This is a genomic window from Psychroserpens algicola (assembly GCF_014526325.1).
Taxonomy (GTDB): Bacteria; Bacteroidota; Bacteroidia; order Flavobacteriales; family Flavobacteriaceae; genus Psychroserpens; species Psychroserpens algicola.
The window spans coordinates 161,637-180,192 of the sequence record NZ_JACNMJ010000002.1 but is presented as its reverse complement, the minus strand read 5'-3'; the positions used below and the strand labels follow the sequence as shown (position 1 = coordinate 180,192).

The window sequence follows — 18,556 nt, the reverse complement described above, 5'->3', positions numbered from 1 at the left end:
TAGTTTATATAGTGTAATTAATTATTAACACTAAAAAAACAAACAAAATGAGTTATTTGAATATGCAAGATGAAAAGTTAATTCCGGTAGTAGTTGAATTAAATACACTTTTAGCCAATTACCATGTATATTACCAAAAATTAAGAAACTTCCATTGGAATATCCTTGGAGAGAATTTCTTTGATCTTCATAATAAATTTGAAGAATTATATACTGATGCACGAACGAAGATTGACGAAATTGCCGAACGTATCTTAACGTTAAGATACCATCCGATGAGTAAGCTTTCTGACTATTTAGAAATTTCTAAAGTACAAGAAGTATCGCCATTAAAGTCAGATAAGGATATGGTCAAAGAAATTATCAATGATCATAAAATCTTATTGAAACAAATGAGTACTGTTATCGAAAAAGCCAACAGTGCTAGTGATGAAGGTACAATTGATTTAATTGGTGCTTACATAAGAGAATTAGAGAAATCTAGCTGGATGCTTAATGCATGGACTAAGAAAACTTCTGAACAGCTAAAACCTAATCTCATCGAATCTTAAAATAGCTTAAGTTTATAATTATAGCATAAGCATCAAAAGCTTATTGGTATAAGCAAAGACTATCAAACCAGTACTGCTATATTGTAGTATTGGTTAGATAGTTCATCTACCTTACAAATAATACAAGTAATTAAACTAAAGAAAAAGAAAAATGAAAGATCAATTAGACAGTGCATTTAGTAACCTATCAGAAAAACTATTAGGATGGCTGGATGCTATTATACAAAACTTACCAAACCTAGCTTTAGCCATCATTGTACTCATAAGTGCCTACTTCATTGCTAAGTATGTCAACAAATTTGTGTACAAAATTGTATCTAGAAAAGTACAGCAGGAATCCATAAGTAGCATTGTTGCCAGGATTAGTGCAGTTATGGTTGTTCTCTTAGGTTTGTTTTTAGCATTAGGTATACTAGACTTGAGTAAAACATTAACATCGTTACTAACAGGTGCAGGAGTTATTGGTTTGGTAATCGGTTTAGCTTTACAAGGCACGTTGTCAAATACGATTGCAGGTGTTGTCATTTCTTTCAGAAAGAAAATCCAAATAGGTAATTGGGTAGAAACCAATGGCTATTCTGGTGAAATTATTGATATTAATTTGAAAGATTTTACGTTGAAAGAAGCCGATAATAATATGGTTGTCATACCTAATAAAATGATATTAGAAAATCCGCTTAAAAACTATTCATTAACTACAAAAATGAGAGTGTTTTTAGAATGCGGCGTAGGCTATGAATCTGATTTAGAACAGGTTGAACAACTTACTAAAGAAACCATTTCAAATGCCTTTGATCAGGTTGAAAGTCCTGATGATGTAGAATTTTACTACACAGAATTTGGTGGAAGTTCAATCAATTATTTATGTCGATTTTGGATAGATGCTGATAGTATGTTAGAAAAACTAAAAGCTAAAACAAAAGCAATTATCGAGATTAAGAAGGCCTATGATAAAGAAGATATTAATATCCCGTTCCCAATAAGAACATTACAGTTTGATAATCAATTAACACTTGATAATTCGAAAACAGTCGAAGAGTCTTTTTCTAAAAACTAAATAAATAGTTTAAGTATTTGCAACACTATGTAAATCATATGAGCAAATATCATCAAACATTTTGATGGATATTGCAACTATAGATTTGAAAATCAAATCAGTTAAACACTAAATAAATTAAACATGAAAAAAATACTAGTAGCATTTTTATTCCTATTTACTGTAAGTACAGTATTTACAGGATGTAGAGATGAAAAAACACCAGAAGAAAAAGTTGAATCAGCCATTGAAGACGTCAAAGATGACATTGAAGATGCATCAGATGATGTTAAAGACGCAGCTGAGGATTTACAGGATGAAATCGAAGAAGCTGCTGAAGAAGCTGGTGATGATAACTAAAAATAGAACCAAACCAAACGTAGTTAGAACGTCTAGCTAAATAGATATAGAACCATTAAAAATTATAACAAAATGAAATATTTAATTTATACATTTTCTTTACTAATGGTCGCTGGAGCGTATGCTCAAAATAAACCGGTTGATAAAGTAGAGGAAACAAAAGTAAAAACAATTAAAACCGTAGAAGACGGTAAAGTTGTTGAAAACAAAGTGAAAGTGACAACCAAAAAAGAACAAGAGGTCATGACAGATCCTAATTACAAAGGAACTATCGATGCGCCTAGAGTTTTTCCTAAAGTAAAAGTTACTAAAACAGTGAGTGTTGATAATGATAACGATCCATTTTATGAATCGAAGGATAAAATTATCTACTACACTAAAGATAAAAATACATTCAAATTTAAAGCTGAAGACAAAGGGTTTATGATGGCCGATGAAAATGACGTCATGCTAGGATCTGCGATATTATCTTTAAACAAACAGTATTATATTTTAGACATTAATAATTACTCTGGAATTGGATACTTTAATAGCGAAGGTAATTTTGTAGTTGAATATTATAATTCAGATACTAAAACTTTAGTTAATGAAGAGTTTAAGAACAGTGCTAAGTTTTAATAAATACTTAGGTTAAGAAAAGAAAGTCTCAATTTTTATTGGGACTTTTTTTTGTACTTTTAATCTGAAAAAATTATAACCTTATGGCTACTGCAACATTCTCAAAAGATATTTTAGATTTCTTCAAAAAATTAGAAAAAAACAACGATAGAGACTGGTTTAATGCACATAAAAAAGAGTTTAAAGCTAATGAGCGTAAAGCTAAGGAAGCTTATAATCTAATTTATGAATCCTTAAATAAGCATGATGTTGTCGATGGATTTAAGCTCTTTAGAATTTATAGAGATGTGCGATTTTCAAAAAACAAATTACCCTATAAAACTCATTTCGGAGGCTCGTTTCATAGAAAAAAACCAGAATTACGAGGTGGCTACTATGTTCACATTCAGCCAAATGATCAATCGTTTATCGCTACTGGATTTTGGGAACCGAATAAAGAAGATTTATTGAGAATACGTAGAGAATTTGAACAAGATGATCAAGAAATTAGAGCTATTATAAATGATAAAACTTTCAAATCTGTTTGGGGAGAGTTTGTTGGTGACGAACTTAAAACAGCACCAAGAGATTTTGATAAAACGCATCCTGCTATCGATTTAATAAAAAAGAAGCAGTACATCTTTACAAAACATTACAGTGATAAGGAAGTCATAAGCGAGGGATTTATAGATGATGTGAATGCCTCTTTTAAAGCAATCAGACCGTTTTTTGACTATATGAGCGATGTCCTTACAACCAACTTAAACGGAGAATCTGTTATCTAATTTCAGTAATTGTATATGTTGTATTATTAAATGTAATACAATCGCCTGTCGTTTTATTATATAACAACTCGCCAATAGGAGAGGACTTTGAAATCACAAAATAAGTATCATTTTCAAGCTCTATTTTTCCAATACTGAGCGCTATGTAAAAATTCGATACATTCGTTTTTACCAAACTACCAAGAACTACGTGTTGATGAATGGTATTGGTGTGAATCGTTTTAAGCGTATCTATCATTTTAGTAGCATCGCTTAAATACTGAGCGTTTTTCTCTAAATCATTAAACAATTTTCCATTGCCAGAATCATCGCCATCGTCATTACTTTTGTCATTGTTTTCAATAGCGTCTTTAATGGTTTCAATTTCATCTTTATAATTGGCAATACGCTTATTTACATATGAGAAACAAGCCTCCAGCAGTTACGTTTTTAGAGTACTCATATAGCTTTAGCAAGCGGTTGTGAAAACAATTGAATATTACTCACTAAACGTTCTTTTACAATATGCATCATACGCTTATTTAAGGCAGAAGAATTTTGAATATATAGCTCGTATTCTTCAACAGTAAACTGTCCGATAATCATTCCTTTTACCGAATTTCTAAACTTCATGTCTTTATGAATAGCATTCTCAATATAAGCGAGTTGTTTTGTAAGCGATAAATCATAAAATACATTTTTTCGTTTGGAGATATAATTTCTAAAAACGACAATAAGAAGGTGGTTTTGCATTTTTATGATAGGACGTAATGTGGCATTTTGAAAGCACTCATCTGTAGTCATATGTTCATTAACTTGAGCTGAAGCTATGGTTGGACGTATAGATTTAAGGTTTGTAGATCGATCATTCATGGCTTTAAATTTTATTAAAAATAGAAATAAACTACTGCTGATTTATGGTGTGAATTATATCTTGTCAACGGTGTTATTAACAAATTGAAAATTTTGATACTTCTATTTCATTTTCCAATATGTCCTCATATGATATAGTACAAGAAACTCTTACCTTTGAAAAAAAGCTAAAACTATGAAATTTGGAAGCGTAGATAATCCACAAGATTTAGATTTAAGTTTGCCTCAGGATCACATTGATACAGCAAGGGTTTTAAATCGCGTAAAAGATGATAATCTTCCTGAGATTTATGTAGGTTGTGCAAAATGGAACAAAGCCGATCTTAAGGGTTTTTATCCCAGAGGAACCAAAGATGAATTAGGCTACTATTCCAATCAATTTAATGCTATTGAGCTAAATGCGACGTTTTATAGAATTTTTCCTGCTGAACAATTTTCAAAATGGTACGATAAAACTCCTGAAGGCTTTAAGTTTTTTCCGAAGCTCAATCAAGAAATCAGCCACTGGAAACGTCTTAATGAGGTTCAGGCTGTTGTAGACCATTATTTGTCTAATGCCATGCATTTAAAGGAAAAACTCGGTACTATATTTCTACAAATGCATTCTAATTTTGCACCAAAAGACTTTGATCGCGTTGTAAATTTTATAGAACATTGGCCAAAAGAAATTGATTTGGCAGTAGAGTTTAGACATACCAATTGGTATGCTGATGATGTCGTTGCAAACCAGTTATACGATGTGTTGGAACAACATAATATTTCTAATGTTATTGTCGATACCGCAGGACGTCGTGATTTGATGCATATGCGACTTACAAATCCTACAGCTTTTGTGCGCTATGTTGGTGCTAATCACGAAAGCGATTACACCAGACTTGATGATTGGGTCATGCGCTTAAAAGAGTGGCAGGAGCAAGGCATTAAAGAAATAGATTTCTTTATCCATCAAAATATTGAAAAAGAATCGCCATTATTATCGGCTTATTTCATCAAAAAACTCAATGCAGAACTGGGTTGCAACTTAAAGATTCCAAATGGAGATAAGGACACCTTATTTTAGCTTACAGAATACAAAAAACATAACAACGAATTATTAGCATATGAGATTTCACACACGTAAATGGGTTAAACCCGAAGATTTAAATCCGAATCAAACACTTTTTGGAGGTCAGCTTTTAGCCTGGATTGACGAAGAAGCAGCACTGTACACCATCATTCAATTAGAAAATTCTAAAATTGTAACCAAGTACATTTCTGAAATCAACTTTATGTCATCGGCTAAGCAAGGTGATATTGTTGAAATTGGTATTGAAGTGATAAAATTTGGTAAGTCCTCATTAACCTTAAAATGTGAAGCCCGAAATAAGATGACCAGAGAAACAATTCTTACCGTCGATAACATCATTATGGTTAACTTAGGTGAAGACGGAAAACCAGCACCTCATGGCAAAACAGAAGTCGAATTTGTTAAAGACAGGCTAGAAAACTAGTCCTTTATTTTTAAACTTACTGTTGTACTATACCAGACGAAAACTCAAAAACCTCTAAGTCAAAATAAGGCACTGCGGCCAAGGCGTGATCGAAAATATCAGACATGATATACTCGTAATTTTCCCAGCGTTTATCACTACTAAAACAATAAATTTCAAGAGGAAGACCGTGAGCTGTTGGCTCTAATTGTCGCACCATGATAAACATCTCTTTATTTATGGCAGAATGATTCTCTATATAAGTTTGTAGGTACTTTCGAAATACACCTAAATTCGTCATATTTCTACCATTAATAAGAACCGATTTATCGATTTGATTCGCTTCATTAGCAGAATTGATATCTTTTTGACGCTGATTTAAATAACTGGTAATTAGTTGAATAGTTTTTAATTTTTCAATATGTTCATCGGTAAGATAGGTCACACTACTGGCTTTTAAAATGATAGACCGTTTGATACGTCGACCACCAGACGATTGCATGCCTCTCCAGTTTTTATACGAATCGGAAATGAGCGCATAGGTCGGAATATTGGTAATGGTCATATCAAAATTTTGAACCTGAACCGTTGACAAGTTAATCTCAATAACTTCGCCATCGGCACCATATTTTTCCATGGTAATCCAATCACCAATACGAACACTATCGTTTATAGCCACCTGAATACTTGCAACAAAACCAAGAATAGTATCTTTAAAAATTAATAGTAAAACCGCAGATGCAGCACCAAGTGTGGTAAAGAATTTTAAAAAGGACAGGTTAATTAAAATGGCTAAAATTGAGGCTACTCCAATAATCCAGATGAATAACATCACCACTTGAATATAACTGTCAATAGGCTTATCTCTTAAGCTAGGTAAGGTTTTAAAATAAGATTCGAAAGTCTTTAAAACACTTCTGATAATCCATATGGTTAAGATAATAGCATACACTTTCAGAAGCATGATGACATAGCTCTCAAAATGCGGAAAGTCATAAAATACTATTGGAAATAATTTAATAGTCAAAAACAAAGGCACCAAATGGGCAATACGTCGTGGCGCACGATGATTGACAAGTAAATCATCAAAATTGGTTTTAGTCTGTTCAGAAAATTTATTTGAAAAATGAATGATAAGTTTTCGGGTGATACGATCTGTAACAAATATGATAATGATTAAAATAAGCAATAAGCATATCATATTGAAGTACTTCGCCGAAAGCTCAGACATCCCAATAGAGACAAAATAATCAGAAAAAAAACACTGGATCTGTTCCATTATTTGGTATTTGGCTTCAAGTATTTCTTTTCAACGTAAAAGGTTCCAAAAGGAATCACTGAAGCTGCTAATACTATAAGTAAGGTTCTTGTATTCCATTTGAACTCTTGACCTACAACTATAGCCAATACAATATACGCCAAAAATAAGATACCATGTGGCATACCTAATAATTTGACATACATTGGCTCATCTCCAAAGTATTTGATGGGTGTCGCAATAAACAACAACAATATATAGGACACACCTTCGAGAAGTGCAATAATTCTAAAGCTATTTATAAGTGAAAACATAAACTCTTAAATTTTATGCAAAATTAGTAGATGTATAACAAATACAATCATTTATTACAAGTATTTTAACGAATCCTGATTCATAAAAAAAGGCCATCGTTTCCGACAGCCTTTTCATGGATTAATTAACCATAAAATTCTAGGTTAAGAATAATAATTAGTTTGACGACATCATAGCGAAAAACTTGTCGATATTGGGTAAAATAACGATACGTGTTCTACGATTTGTCGCTCTGTTTTCTTTCGTGTCATTATCAGTTAGTGGCTGATAAAAGCTACGTCCTGCAGCAATTAATTGTTCGGGCGCCACGTTGTAATCATTCTGTAATTTTTTTACAACAGCTGTTGCACGCAATACACTCAAATCCCAGTTGTCTTTGACAGCTGCAGTGCTTTTCATTAATTTATTATCTGTATGACCTTCTACCATAACGTCAAGACTTTCTTCTGAATTGATAACGTTAGCAATTTTTTGTAAAATCTCATTGGCCTTATCACTTACTTTATAGCTTCCAGAATTGAATAACATTTTATCTGAAATAGAAATCATTACTACTGTTTCCTGAATGTTTACAGCAATATCTTCATCTTCTTCAATTGAATCCATTGACTCTTGTAAATTGAACTGTAAGGCTAAATTCATTGAATCTTTCAAGGTTTTAGCCGTTGCCATATACGCTGGAGGTACATTTTTAAGTGATTCGCGCATAGCATCTTTTTGCTTTTCAGAAATCACAACACCATCAACTGAAACCAGTTTTGTATTGTTGTCTTCGGTAAGCTCATTTATTTTAGAATTGTAGTTGTCAACGCGCTCCTGAATTTTTGCAAACTTCGTCTCTAATTCTTCTTTTTCGACTTTAGTTTTTGTTAATTCACTTTTTAACTCGCCGTTATCTTGCTCTAAGGCAAGGTATTTCTTTTTAGAAACGCAGGCTGTTAAAAATAATGCTGATAGTACAATTACTGAAATTCTTTTCATAATGTTTTAATTATTGTGTTATTGGTTATTTGTTAATATCTACGGTTATAAATCTGATATAGACTTTTTGTTGCTAACATTATGTTTTTTTTAAGATTTTAAAAATCAACACATTTGTTAGTAAGGTTCTATAAATCAGTATCTAAAGGGTGTTTTTAAATTAATGTGTCTTCATTTTTTCTTTACGTTTTTGAAGTTGACGCTTTAATTCACTGACAGTATCTGAAATCGCTTCACGGAAATTTTCATGTGAAGATTCGGCAAATAGTCTTGGACCAGGAGCACTGAGTCTGATACCGCATTTCATTCCTGTGTCATCACTCGAAGTATTTTCAGTTTTAAAAAAGACATCTGCTCTAATTACAAAGTCGTAATGGTCAAATATCATTTTTAATTTCTCTTCTGCGTACTGTTCTAAACTTTCACTTGCTGTTACATCGTGATATTCATAATTAATTGTCATAGTTGTATATTTTAGATGATTTGAAATTTCAATATTGAAACTCCTTATAAAATCAATATACAGGGAAGCACATTGCTATTTTAACTGTATCCTAAGTAATTTTATCGCAAATGATATCTGAGCTCTAAAGTCCTTAAAGTTTTGTGAAATCGACGTTAAATTTTATTGGCATTGATTATTTTTAAAGCAAAATCACACCAAACCAACACTCATGAAACACATAGTCCTTTTTGTAATGGCATTAGCATTTTGTTGTATGCCAATGACACATCATGCCCAATCGAAACGAAAAAAGAAGAAGAATGACAAAACGGAAGCAGTCACTCCAGCACCTAAAAAAAATCAAGGTAAAATAAAAGCTTATGATAAAGTCATTACTAAAGATGCTATATCTGATGAGGGTTTATTTAAGGTGCATAAAGTAGGAGAGAAGTACTTTTTTGAAATTCCTAATGAGCACCTCGGAAAAGATATGCTGCTGGTGAGTCGAATAGCTAAATTACCTGCTAATCTGGGAGGTGGTTATATTAATGCAGGAACAAAAACAGGTGAACGTCTGGTTGCCTGGGAACGTTTTGACACTAAGATTCTCATCAAAGAACGCTCTTATAATTCGGTAGCAGATGAGGAATTACCTATCAGTATTTCGGTTAAATCGAATAACTACGAACCCACTTTATTTGCTTTTGATATTGCCGCTTTCAGCAAAGATTCGTCAGCAGTTGTGGTCGATGTCACTAAGTTTTACAGCAGTGATGTGAAAGCGATTAGCGGACTACCGAGTCGGTTACGAACTACATATAAAGTTCGAAATCTCGATGTGTCCAGAAGCTTTATCAATAGCATGAAAAGTTTTCCACAGAATATAGAAGTCGTTCAGGATATGACCTATAATGCTTCACAACCACCTTCGGCACGTTCGGCTGAAACGATCAGTTTGCAAATGAATCAATCCATGATTTTGTTGCCTGAAACGCCTATGCAGCCACGATTTGCCGATGAGCGCGTAGGTTGGTTTACGTTTAGTCAGGTCGACTACGGAAGCGAACAACTCAAAGCAGATACCAAAACTTATATCCGCAGATGGCGACTAGAGCCCAAAGATCCTGCTGCATACGCCAGAGGAGAACTGGTAGAGCCTGTTAAACCTATTGTATACTATTTAGATCCTGCAACGCCCGAAAATCTGCGACCTTATATCAAAGCTGGTATTGAGTTGTGGCAAGGTCCGTTTGAAACCGCTGGATTTAAGAATGCTATTATTGCAAAATATCCACCGACAAAAGAAGAAGATCCCGATTTCAGTCCAGAGGATATTCGCTATTCGGTAGTGCGTTATGTGGCGAGTGAAACCCGAAATGCTATGGGTCCGAGTGTATCAGATCCCAGAAGTGGTGAAATTATTGAAAGTGATATTATCTGGTATCACAACCATTTACGTTCCTACAGAAATCGGTATTTATTAGAAACAGGAGCGGCGAATCCTTCGGCAAGAACCTTAAATACTCCAGCAGAAGATATTGGTGAAATGATGAAAATGGTGATTGCTCACGAAGTAGGCCATGCTTTAGGATTACCACATAATATGAGTGCCAGTAAAGCGTATGATGTTGAGAGTTACAGAGATGGTGCGTTTACACAAGAATTTGGAATCGCTTCTACCATTATGGATTATGCACGTTACAATTATATTGCGCAGCCAGGCGATCAAAATATTAGATTCATTCGTCAGATAGGACCTTATGACCATTATGCCATCAATTGGGGTTATCGTAACATTCAGACAGCAAATTCAGCAGAAGCAGAAATTGGCACTTTAGACGCGTGGATCCTTGAAAAAGCAGGCGATCCTAAATATGTCTTCGGAAAACAAAGTAGCCGATTTGATCCAACATCACAAACAGAAGACATTGGAAATGATGCAATTAAAGCTTCTAATTATGCCTTGAGTAATCTAAAGTATGTTGCACAACAGTTGCCAAAATGGACGAGTGATCAAACCAATAACTATGATGATTTAGAAGAACTCTATGGCGAATTATTAGGTTGTTATAACCGTTATGTTGGTCATGTTTTAAGTAATATTGGAGGCGTAGAGGAGCATCTCATTACACCACGTCAGGGCGGAATTGCTTATCAGGCTGTACCGAAACAAAAGCAGCAGGCTTCTATGCAATGGTTGCATAAAAATGCCTTTGAAACGCCAATGTGGTTATTAGATAAAAGCATGTTGCAAAACATTAATTATGCTGGATATACTGACCGTTTAAGACGTTTGCAAAGTCGTTATTTAAATGGTTTATTAAGTTTTGACCGCTTAGGACGCTTAATTGACCACGAAGCTATTAATCCTACAAATTACAGTGCCTTATCCATGTTACAGGATTTAAGAAAAGGTGTGTGGAATGAAGTTAATTATACTAAAAATGTAGATGTGTATCGTCGAAATTTACAGCGTGTTTATATTGATCGTATGCAGTATTTGATGACAGAAGACTTAGATCCACGACAGTCGCGACAGTATTTTAATGTATCACAATCGGATGTTAGAGCTTTGGTTAGAGGCGAACTAAATACCTTAAAACGTCAAGTTGCTGCTGCAGGAAATCGAGCAGTGAATACCGTCACAAAGTACCACTACAGAGACTGTGTTAAGCGCATCGAACAGATTTTAGATCCCAAATAAGCACATTTCCGACGCATAAAAACGACACCCTTTTGAAAACTCAAGAGGGTGTTTTTTTACCTATGCTTTAACATAGGGACTGTAGATTACGAATGGCTGGTTAGCATCCGCAAACGGTACCTTTGCAAATCGCTTTCATATAGCGATAATTACAACTCACATGATGCGCTTTACCAATTTCTCCGGGATTAAATAATAATGCTTCAGCAATTGCAGCAAGACGTTCTGTGTCATTGATTATAGTTGGTTTCTCAATAGTAGAATCTTTGGTAACGTAAAGCGCATTTCCGACAGGTTCATAGTTCCAGTCTTCAGCATCCTTAAGTAATTGTCGCAATGTCATCCAAGACTCTGGTACAAAAGAGCGTAATAACTCTATTGTTAGTTTTCCGGGAGGTAAAAACGGTACAATATCAAGGTAGTTTTCATAATTGTAATCGTTAGTAAAAGTCGAATTGTAATAATCTCTAAACGTGGCGTTTCCAGGTTTCGGACCAGCAAACGTTATGGTTTGAGTTACCTTGATGTTATATTTTTTACTACTAAGCAGTACAGCAGCTAAAGGCGCCATCGCACCACCTTTACTATGTCCTGTGATGTATAGCGGCAGACTTTGATCTGAATTTAATATGTTGAGGACTTTTACAATGTCACAAATTAGTGTTGTTAGTGCAAAATGAAATCCGGAATGCACTTTTCCAGGGAAATAGTCGTACTGACCAGGCACTGCAAGAAATATATTCTGAATCCAGTCGAGAATCGAATCTACTGTCCAAGCAGGAGGTAAGGTACCACGAAAGGACAGGATGATTTCTGATTTAGTTTTACCGACAAAACAAGCTTCAATCTCATCAGATACAATCACATAAGGATCATCTACCAGACCAATTTTATTGTATTGATTGGCCACATCTTTAGTAATAAGTGGTAAAGGCGTCGGTTTAGGTAACCCTTTGGGATTGATAAGATCTAACTGATACATTCCAGAAGGATACGAGGTTTGAATTAAATATGCCGATGCAGATGCACATAATAACTTACAAGGATCGATAGTTGCCATAGCTTTGAATTTTGATGTTTTTCAAATTTAATTTCCGAAGCTCATAAAAAATAGCGTAGTATTACGTGGTTTTAAAATCGCATAGCTGTTGCAACTTTGAGCTATGTCAATAAATTGTTTTATAAATACTATCTTGTAGGATTATTAACCAACTAACTAATAATAATACCAATGAAATCACTAACTGTTCAAGACATTAATGCGATAATTAATGGCGACATTGTAGGTCAGGCCAACCTTGAAATTACAGGATTGGAGCACATTCAAAAAGCAAATCAGCATCAAGCCACCTTTATAGGAAATCGGAAATATGCGGCTATGTGGAACGACTCTAATGCCGCTTTAGCCATTGTTAACGATACTATTAGCTTAGAACCTGGCGAAAACAGAGTTCTGATAAAAGTCAAAAATGCCGATCTGGCTATGGCAAAGTTATTAGACGCATTTACTCCAGAGTCACCACATTTTGAATCGGATATTCATCCTACAGCCGTTATAGATGCATCAGCAAAACTAGGCGAAGGGACTAAAGTTGGAGCGGGATGTTATATCGGAAAAGATGTTGTTATTGGTAATGGCGTAGTACTGTATCCTAATGTTACAATACTTGATGACACTACTATTGGAGATCATACAACAGTCTGGTCTGGTACAGTAATTAGAGAGCGTTCGGTGATAGGCAGCTATTGTATTTTTCATACCAATGTGAGTATTGGCGCAGATGGCTTTGGATATCGTCCGAGTGATGATGGGAGAGGACTCGTTAAAATTCCGCATATCGGTAATGTCGTTATCGGTAACGGTGTCGAAATCGGAGCGAATACCTGTGTCGATCGTGCGAAATTTAGTTCTACCATTATAGGCGACGGCTGTAAGATTGATAATCTGGTTCAGATTGCCCATAACTGTGTATTAGGACGCTCGTGCATTATGGCAGGTAGTAGCGGCTTGGCAGGTTCGGTGACCTTAGGTGATGGTGTTGTTATAGGAGGCAGTGCTTCAATAAAAGACCATACCACGATTCATTCAGGAGCGACAATTGGAGCAGGATCAGGTGTGATGAACGATGTACCTGCAGGAAAAACAGTACTGGGATATCCTGCAACAGACTCACGTGAGATGCTGAAACAATGGGTTGCGCTACGGAAATTGGCACGCTAATACGTAAACGTCTTTAGGTCATTAAGCCGATTTCTGCTGTACATTTTGTTTTAAATGTAGCAAGCCAGCGACCATACGGTCTAATTCTTGTTCTAAGAATTCTGCTTTTCTCTTGCTAAATCCTGAAATGGTTTTGGTATAGAGTTCTAATCCGTTATGCGTAATACAAACGCCATAAGTATCAGTTTCAGCATCTAAAAACACTGAAGTTCGGTAGTCACTACATGCTAACAACCAGTAACATAAACTATTAATCTGATTGAATAAAGAAAATTTCGTTTCCATAATCGTAAGGTTTAATAGATTGAGGGTCATCTTATACTAAGATAGTTTCAGAAGGCTGTAGTTTCAAACTTGTTGGTTATGTGGTTCATTTTATTCGGTAGCGTGGTTAAAAGGGCCAAATAAACAGATGAACTACAGCTCATCATTAGGATGGAACTCGAAATAGAACGTCTTTGAAATAAGTGAAGGACTTTTTTTGTATTTTAATCTCATGAAATTATTTAATAAAACACGTTTTAAGTCGGTAGAAGCCAAGCGCCTTCGAAATTACCTGCTGTATGCCGTTGGTGAAATTATCCTGGTTGTCTTTGGAATTCTTATCGCTTTATACATCAATAACTGGAATAAGGACAAGCAAATTGCACGTCATAATCATGATTTACAGCAAAAGATCTTAGTTCAGCTGGATCGTGATATTCATGATTTGGAGCAGTTTAAGCAGGAATTAGACACGCTCAATCAGGTGTATTTAAAAACACTGAAACGTAAGTATGACCAATCTAAGGTAGATGATGGTGGATTGTTATCTACCATATTATTTGAAGTCAAAGAACTGGCGTTAGACAAGCATAGCGTGAACTGGATTGATAATGCCGAATTGGATAATTCGGAAATTTCAGAAGGGCTTATAGATTTAAGCAGTTTATATAAAGCGTATTTTAAAAATATTGATGATATCGAATCGATTATTTATAAAAAGCTTACGACCAATTTGGAAATCATAGAATCGACACAACCTTGGTATACCGAATTGATTACCGATTTTAGTTGTAAGACCGAATGCGTAAAATATTTATTGCATGACGAATCGCACAAATCCCGAATAGCATCGTTACGATTTTTATACATTAATGGGTATGGTAGTATCATTGACGGCTTTTATTATGATCTGAAACGTGCCAAAACACAATTAGAAGCCAAGATTAAAAACGAGCATACTTAGACATTTAAGTTTTATATCGTTTTGATTTAATCCTTACACATACCAACAACAGGGAAGACTTTAATTATTTTTATTTTACATAATATAAATTATAGTACATTTACAACAAATTACTGTATACACAGTATTTTACATAATTGCAGCTATAATGGCTGCCAGACTTATAGCGTTCGTAATTATGTAAAAAGTAATTTGTGACACTACCAAAGTTTATAAATTGGATAAGCTGTAACACACATAGCAATTATGTACAAGCTAATTGTGATATCTATAGTTTACAAAGGTCCTGGATATTACAACCCAATAAACTACTATGCTTATAAATCTCTTATATTGTATAATGCTCCATAAATTTTGAAATACGCGATTCTCAGGCAGATTAAATTATTTTAGATGTATTCGTACATACGCGTATTTGACAGTCAACCGGACATTTGGTTAGTGCTCTAGTTTTACAAACACGCTTCACCCGAATTAAACCCGACGCATACCCGACGCATACCCGACGCAAACCCGACGCAGATACGGAGGAGTTCGTTAGGACATTTGGACTTATTGTTTGAATATTATGTAAAATAGAAAGATAACTTATTTTTGGTTTTAGATGCAATTACATTGCGTTGTACTAAAATTTTAATTTAGATTGTAATCCCATCGCACTAGCTGGCTCATTCTCTAAGATTCTATTTTATATAATATTAATAGTTAATTAACGAGAATATTAAGATTTCTTTCTTCAGTATGTGTTTGTTCAAAATCATACACTTCAATATTATCGCGTTGTTGTTTAGTAGTTTTTTTTAGTCTACGATTAACTAATTTAATTCTAATTTCTTCTAATTTAATCGTGTCTAAATTTGGTATGATAATTGAATTCGTGAAACACAAAATATCTTCAATATTTCTATCTTCACGAAGCATTTTATCTAAAATATCAAATTGCTTATCTGTTATATTTTTATTGTAAGGAATTGATAGTTCTTTAAACTCATTTGGTGTCAGTTCAAGAACTCCACCTCCATAAAATCGACCTTCCAACTCTGCCAAAACGAATGTCAATGAATTATAAAATGAAAAAACTAAATTTTTGATATTATAATTTTCTTTCATATTGATTCTATAAAATGAATCGGTAGCAAGACTATTAGCTTCGTTAACGAAAATTTTAGGATATTTATGACATCTTTTAACAAACAAACCTTGTGATAGCCAGGTGCTTGGAACATGATACCAATTATCTCTCAAGGTCATTTTATACCTTAAATGTAGTTCTCCTTTTCCTTCTTTTTCCTTCTTCTCCCCTTTGGTTAGATAATTAATTAATTTGACATCAAGTTTTGATTTTGGAAGATTAGGAAAAAGTAAAAAATTGACTTTAACATTTTTATTTTTTAAATAGTGAAAATCAAAACTAGTAAACTTTGCAACATTGGGAACTAATGCTCCTTTTGGAAGTATCGGTTTTACAATACTGCTGAATCTTGATAATTTATTTTCTTTTAACTCTTTATCATTAAGTATGAAATAATCATTTGCAGCTGAAACAATACCTACTTGCGCTTTTTCTGTATAAAACTTAATTTGCTTATGCTCATTTTTGAGATAATCCACAAAGTTTAATTCATCATCTGTTAAAATATAATTAGTCCATTTATCAAGAGTTGTTCTATGGATATTATTGTTTTTTTCTGTGAATTTTGGTTCTTTTAAATCATCTAATTGTTCAACCTGATAGAAAGAAATACCATGTTGATTTATATTCTCAATTCCCTTTACACCAATTAAAGCTACAACATCTTGTTGTATTCCATCAAATATTAATTCATTAAACGCAAAGACCTCTACCCTATCGAACTTATCAATAATTAATGCTCTCAATTCTTTTGCATATTTTACTTGTAATATTTCTGAAGGAATAACAAAACAAAGTACACCATTTTGATTTAAGCTCATTATTGCAGCTTCAACAAAGGCCATCCAAATGTTGTTAATTTTACCGTTCGATACTACCAAGTTACTTGAATCTTTAAACCTCTTATGAACTTCATCACAACTTTTTACTTGAACCTTCTTAAGATTACTTCTCTTTACATAAGGTGGGTTTCCAATAATTAATGAATATTCATCATCATTCTCTAAATAATGTTTTAAATAATCTTGATGATTAATAGTCTTATCAATTTTATCTGATAAAGGAATTAAGGCATCGGCTTTAGCTAATTCTACACCATTTATATCGAATAAGTCAATAGAAATATTATCAATTGTATTTAAATCTAAACTCTTAAAAAAAGAAGAAACAAATTCACCATCACCACAACTAGGTTCCAAAACAGATATTTTATTTCCTTTTAGATATTTTTGGACAATATGATTTGATAAAAATTCTGATAGAATTTTTGGAGTATAGTATGAACCTGTATTTTTTTTAGTATTTGACAATTACTTATTTCTTTTTATTTCGCTTGGTTCATACCTTGCTATTTCTTTATCCTTATTTAATAAAAGACTAATTTCAGTAATTTTTACATTAATTTCATAAAGTAACTCTGCTGCAGTTTGACTCCCTTTTTTTGTTAAAAGTGATTTGCTTAAATTAATAAGTTTATTTGCTTCACTTACATAGTTTTCCCTAATAAAATTTTCTTTTCTTTCATTTATTAGTTGTGGTCTATTTAAAAATATTTTTTCTACAATATAAGTTGATGCAATAAAATTTCCGGAAATAGTCCCATCTCCATTATGTTTAAATAATGTATTATAGTCTATTTCATTAGGGTTAGGATATGAAATTACAGAATGATCAGGGACAGGTTCATTAGGCCAATCATTACTTTTAAATCTATTGCAAATTGCACAAGCATAAAATAAGTTATTATAATCTTTAACTAATCCAGCAAATTCTTCTAGTGATTTAGGTTTATAATGTTCTACATGAAAATGATCACTTCCTCCAATCGGATTTTCATGAATTGCACAATAAACACATTTTTCTTTAGCTTCCCTTCTAAGATATGGTTTATAGTCACCATATTTAGAAACGGTATCTGGTACTATAGAATCTTTTTTATTAAAAACTGTATATCTCATTCTATTTCTTTAAAAAATTTTCAATTTTATTTGATAATTCTTCTAGCTCTTTTGTTTTGGAATCTAATTCTTCTATCCATTCCTGTCTATCAATTGAAATAAAACTTGATAATGGTAACTGCATTTTGGTTTGTAAAGCTTTTAATTCATCTTTATTCTTGTCAGTTGCTTTATTTAAAGCTACTAGTTCTGATAATTCAGCTAATCTTATATACTCTTTGTTGAAATTTTCTAAATAAGTTTGAGTTGCACGTACTATTCTTTTAAATTGTTGATTGGCGCTATCATCATTATTAAATTTGTCCCTTTGGATAACGCCTTCGAATTCACCCTCCATTTGTGTTAAAATATCATCATCAGCATGAGCAGTAACAACATATATAGGTAATTGTTTATTGGTTTCTCTAATTACTCTCACAAGATCATGTCCATCATAACTATGAAACCCACCACCTGTTTTAGGCGTTTCTCGAAGTTTTTCGTCAACAATTAAAATGACAATTTTATTGTGAGATATCCACTTAGGATAATCCAATATTTGATTTAATGGGTCGAAATGTTGTACATCCCAAGAGATTCCTTCTTGTTTTAGATATCTACCAAATTTTTTTGATAATCTTTTTCTAACACTTTTTCTATCATCAATTACTGCTACTAATGCCAT

Annotated in this window: 21 protein-coding genes; 10 read left to right on the top strand and 11 right to left on the bottom strand. The window is 33.3% G+C overall.

Going from position 1 to position 18,556, the window contains the following annotated elements; translation table 11 throughout:
- Positions 1-47 precede the first annotated feature (47 nt).
- The 5 genes from H7350_RS06685 to H7350_RS06665 all read left to right on the top strand — a co-directional run bounded on the left by H7350_RS06685 (position 48) and on the right by H7350_RS06665 (position 3,329).
- Positions 48-551 (top strand): Dps family protein, encoded by a 504-nt coding sequence (locus tag H7350_RS06685; protein WP_204345124.1) that lies wholly within the window; start codon positions 48-50, stop codon positions 549-551.
- 151 nt (positions 552-702) lie between these two features.
- Positions 703-1,608: a mechanosensitive ion channel family protein gene (locus tag H7350_RS06680; protein ID WP_204345123.1), complete on the top strand. Its 906-nt coding sequence runs from the start codon at positions 703-705 to the stop codon at positions 1,606-1,608.
- A 123-nt stretch (positions 1,609-1,731) separates the two neighbouring features.
- The gene (locus tag H7350_RS06675) at positions 1,732-1,947 is read left to right on the top strand and encodes a hypothetical protein (protein ID WP_204345122.1); all 216 of its coding nucleotides are present in this window, start codon (positions 1,732-1,734) and stop codon (positions 1,945-1,947) included.
- Between the two features lie 72 nt (positions 1,948-2,019).
- Complete coding sequence (locus tag H7350_RS06670; RefSeq protein WP_204345121.1) at positions 2,020-2,565, top strand: hypothetical protein; 546 nt, start codon at positions 2,020-2,022, stop codon at positions 2,563-2,565.
- An 83-nt stretch (positions 2,566-2,648) separates the two neighbouring features.
- Positions 2,649-3,329, top strand: coding sequence for a DUF2461 domain-containing protein (locus H7350_RS06665; protein ID WP_204345120.1), 681 nt, complete (start codon positions 2,649-2,651; stop codon positions 3,327-3,329).
- On the opposite strand, the gene H7350_RS06660 is transcribed toward H7350_RS06665, so the two are convergent.
- Together H7350_RS06660 and H7350_RS06655 are read right to left on the bottom strand one after the other, a co-directional pair.
- Positions 3,322-3,618 carry a hypothetical protein gene (locus H7350_RS06660; RefSeq protein WP_204345119.1) on the bottom strand — a complete coding sequence of 99 codons (297 nt, stop codon included), beginning with the start codon at positions 3,616-3,618 and terminating at the stop codon, positions 3,322-3,324. The genes H7350_RS06665 and H7350_RS06660 overlap by 8 nt on opposite strands.
- Before the next feature lie 149 nt (positions 3,619-3,767).
- Entirely contained in the window at positions 3,768-4,181 is a 414-nt protein-coding gene (locus H7350_RS06655) for a glyoxalase (RefSeq protein ID WP_204345118.1), read from the bottom strand.
- 175 nt (positions 4,182-4,356) lie between these two features.
- Between H7350_RS06655 and H7350_RS06650 the strand changes: the two genes are divergently transcribed.
- Together H7350_RS06650 and H7350_RS06645 are read left to right on the top strand one after the other, a co-directional pair.
- Entirely contained in the window at positions 4,357-5,241 is an 885-nt protein-coding gene (locus H7350_RS06650) for a DUF72 domain-containing protein (RefSeq protein WP_204345117.1), read from the top strand.
- A gap of 40 nt (positions 5,242-5,281) precedes the next feature.
- On the top strand, positions 5,282-5,671 hold the full coding sequence (locus H7350_RS06645) for an acyl-CoA thioesterase (RefSeq protein WP_204345116.1): 390 nt from the start codon (positions 5,282-5,284) through the stop codon (positions 5,669-5,671).
- A 16-nt stretch (positions 5,672-5,687) separates the two neighbouring features.
- Here H7350_RS06645 and H7350_RS06640 read toward each other — a convergent pair whose 3' ends face one another.
- The 4 genes from H7350_RS06640 to hpf form a co-directional block, all read right to left on the bottom strand.
- Complete coding sequence (locus H7350_RS06640) at positions 5,688-6,929, bottom strand: mechanosensitive ion channel family protein (protein WP_204345115.1); 1,242 nt, start codon at positions 6,927-6,929, stop codon at positions 5,688-5,690.
- The gene (locus H7350_RS06635; protein WP_204345114.1) at positions 6,929-7,222 is read right to left on the bottom strand and encodes a DUF3817 domain-containing protein; all 294 of its coding nucleotides are present in this window, start codon (positions 7,220-7,222) and stop codon (positions 6,929-6,931) included. The genes H7350_RS06640 and H7350_RS06635 overlap by 1 nt, the downstream gene beginning before the upstream one ends.
- Positions 7,223-7,379: 157 nt before the next feature.
- On the bottom strand, positions 7,380-8,204 hold the full coding sequence (locus tag H7350_RS06630) for an OmpA/MotB family protein (RefSeq protein WP_204345113.1): 825 nt from the start codon (positions 8,202-8,204) through the stop codon (positions 7,380-7,382).
- 160 nt (positions 8,205-8,364) lie between these two features.
- Positions 8,365-8,667: a ribosome hibernation-promoting factor, HPF/YfiA family gene (gene hpf / locus H7350_RS06625; protein WP_204345112.1), complete on the bottom strand. Its 303-nt coding sequence runs from the start codon at positions 8,665-8,667 to the stop codon at positions 8,365-8,367.
- A 211-nt stretch (positions 8,668-8,878) separates the two neighbouring features.
- Here hpf and H7350_RS06620 point away from each other — a divergent pair, with 211 nt between their 5' ends.
- Positions 8,879-11,353, top strand: coding sequence for a zinc-dependent metalloprotease (locus H7350_RS06620; protein WP_204345111.1), 2,475 nt, complete (start codon positions 8,879-8,881; stop codon positions 11,351-11,353).
- A 100-nt stretch (positions 11,354-11,453) separates the two neighbouring features.
- Here the strand turns inward: H7350_RS06620 and H7350_RS06615 are convergent, their stop codons facing one another.
- A complete protein-coding gene (locus H7350_RS06615; RefSeq protein WP_204345110.1) occupies positions 11,454-12,413 on the bottom strand; it encodes a lipase family protein in 960 nt (319 codons plus the stop codon).
- Between the two features lie 171 nt (positions 12,414-12,584).
- Between H7350_RS06615 and lpxD the strand changes: the two genes are divergently transcribed.
- Positions 12,585-13,574, top strand: a complete 990-nt coding sequence (gene lpxD, locus H7350_RS06610) for a UDP-3-O-(3-hydroxymyristoyl)glucosamine N-acyltransferase (protein ID WP_204345109.1) — start codon at positions 12,585-12,587, stop codon at positions 13,572-13,574.
- Between the two features lie 21 nt (positions 13,575-13,595).
- On the opposite strand, the gene H7350_RS06605 is transcribed toward lpxD, so the two are convergent.
- Positions 13,596-13,859 carry a hypothetical protein gene (locus H7350_RS06605; protein ID WP_204345108.1) on the bottom strand — a complete coding sequence of 88 codons (264 nt, stop codon included), beginning with the start codon at positions 13,857-13,859 and terminating at the stop codon, positions 13,596-13,598.
- A gap of 211 nt (positions 13,860-14,070) precedes the next feature.
- Between H7350_RS06605 and H7350_RS06600 the strand changes: the two genes are divergently transcribed.
- Positions 14,071-14,802, top strand: a complete 732-nt coding sequence (locus H7350_RS06600; RefSeq protein ID WP_204345107.1) for a hypothetical protein — start codon at positions 14,071-14,073, stop codon at positions 14,800-14,802.
- A 705-nt stretch (positions 14,803-15,507) separates the two neighbouring features.
- Here the strand turns inward: H7350_RS06600 and H7350_RS06595 are convergent.
- The 3 genes from H7350_RS06595 to H7350_RS06585 are packed head-to-tail and all read right to left on the bottom strand — an operon-like array spanning position 15,508 to position 18,556.
- A complete protein-coding gene (locus tag H7350_RS06595) occupies positions 15,508-17,244 on the bottom strand; it encodes an Eco57I restriction-modification methylase domain-containing protein (RefSeq protein WP_204345106.1) in 1,737 nt (578 codons plus the stop codon).
- Positions 17,245-17,892 carry an HNH endonuclease gene (locus tag H7350_RS06590; RefSeq protein ID WP_204345105.1) on the bottom strand — a complete coding sequence of 216 codons (648 nt, stop codon included), beginning with the start codon at positions 17,890-17,892 and terminating at the stop codon, positions 17,245-17,247.
- Position 17,893: 1 nt separating this feature from the next.
- A complete protein-coding gene (locus H7350_RS06585) occupies positions 17,894-18,556 on the bottom strand; it encodes a DNA-binding transcriptional response regulator (RefSeq protein WP_204345104.1) in 663 nt (220 codons plus the stop codon).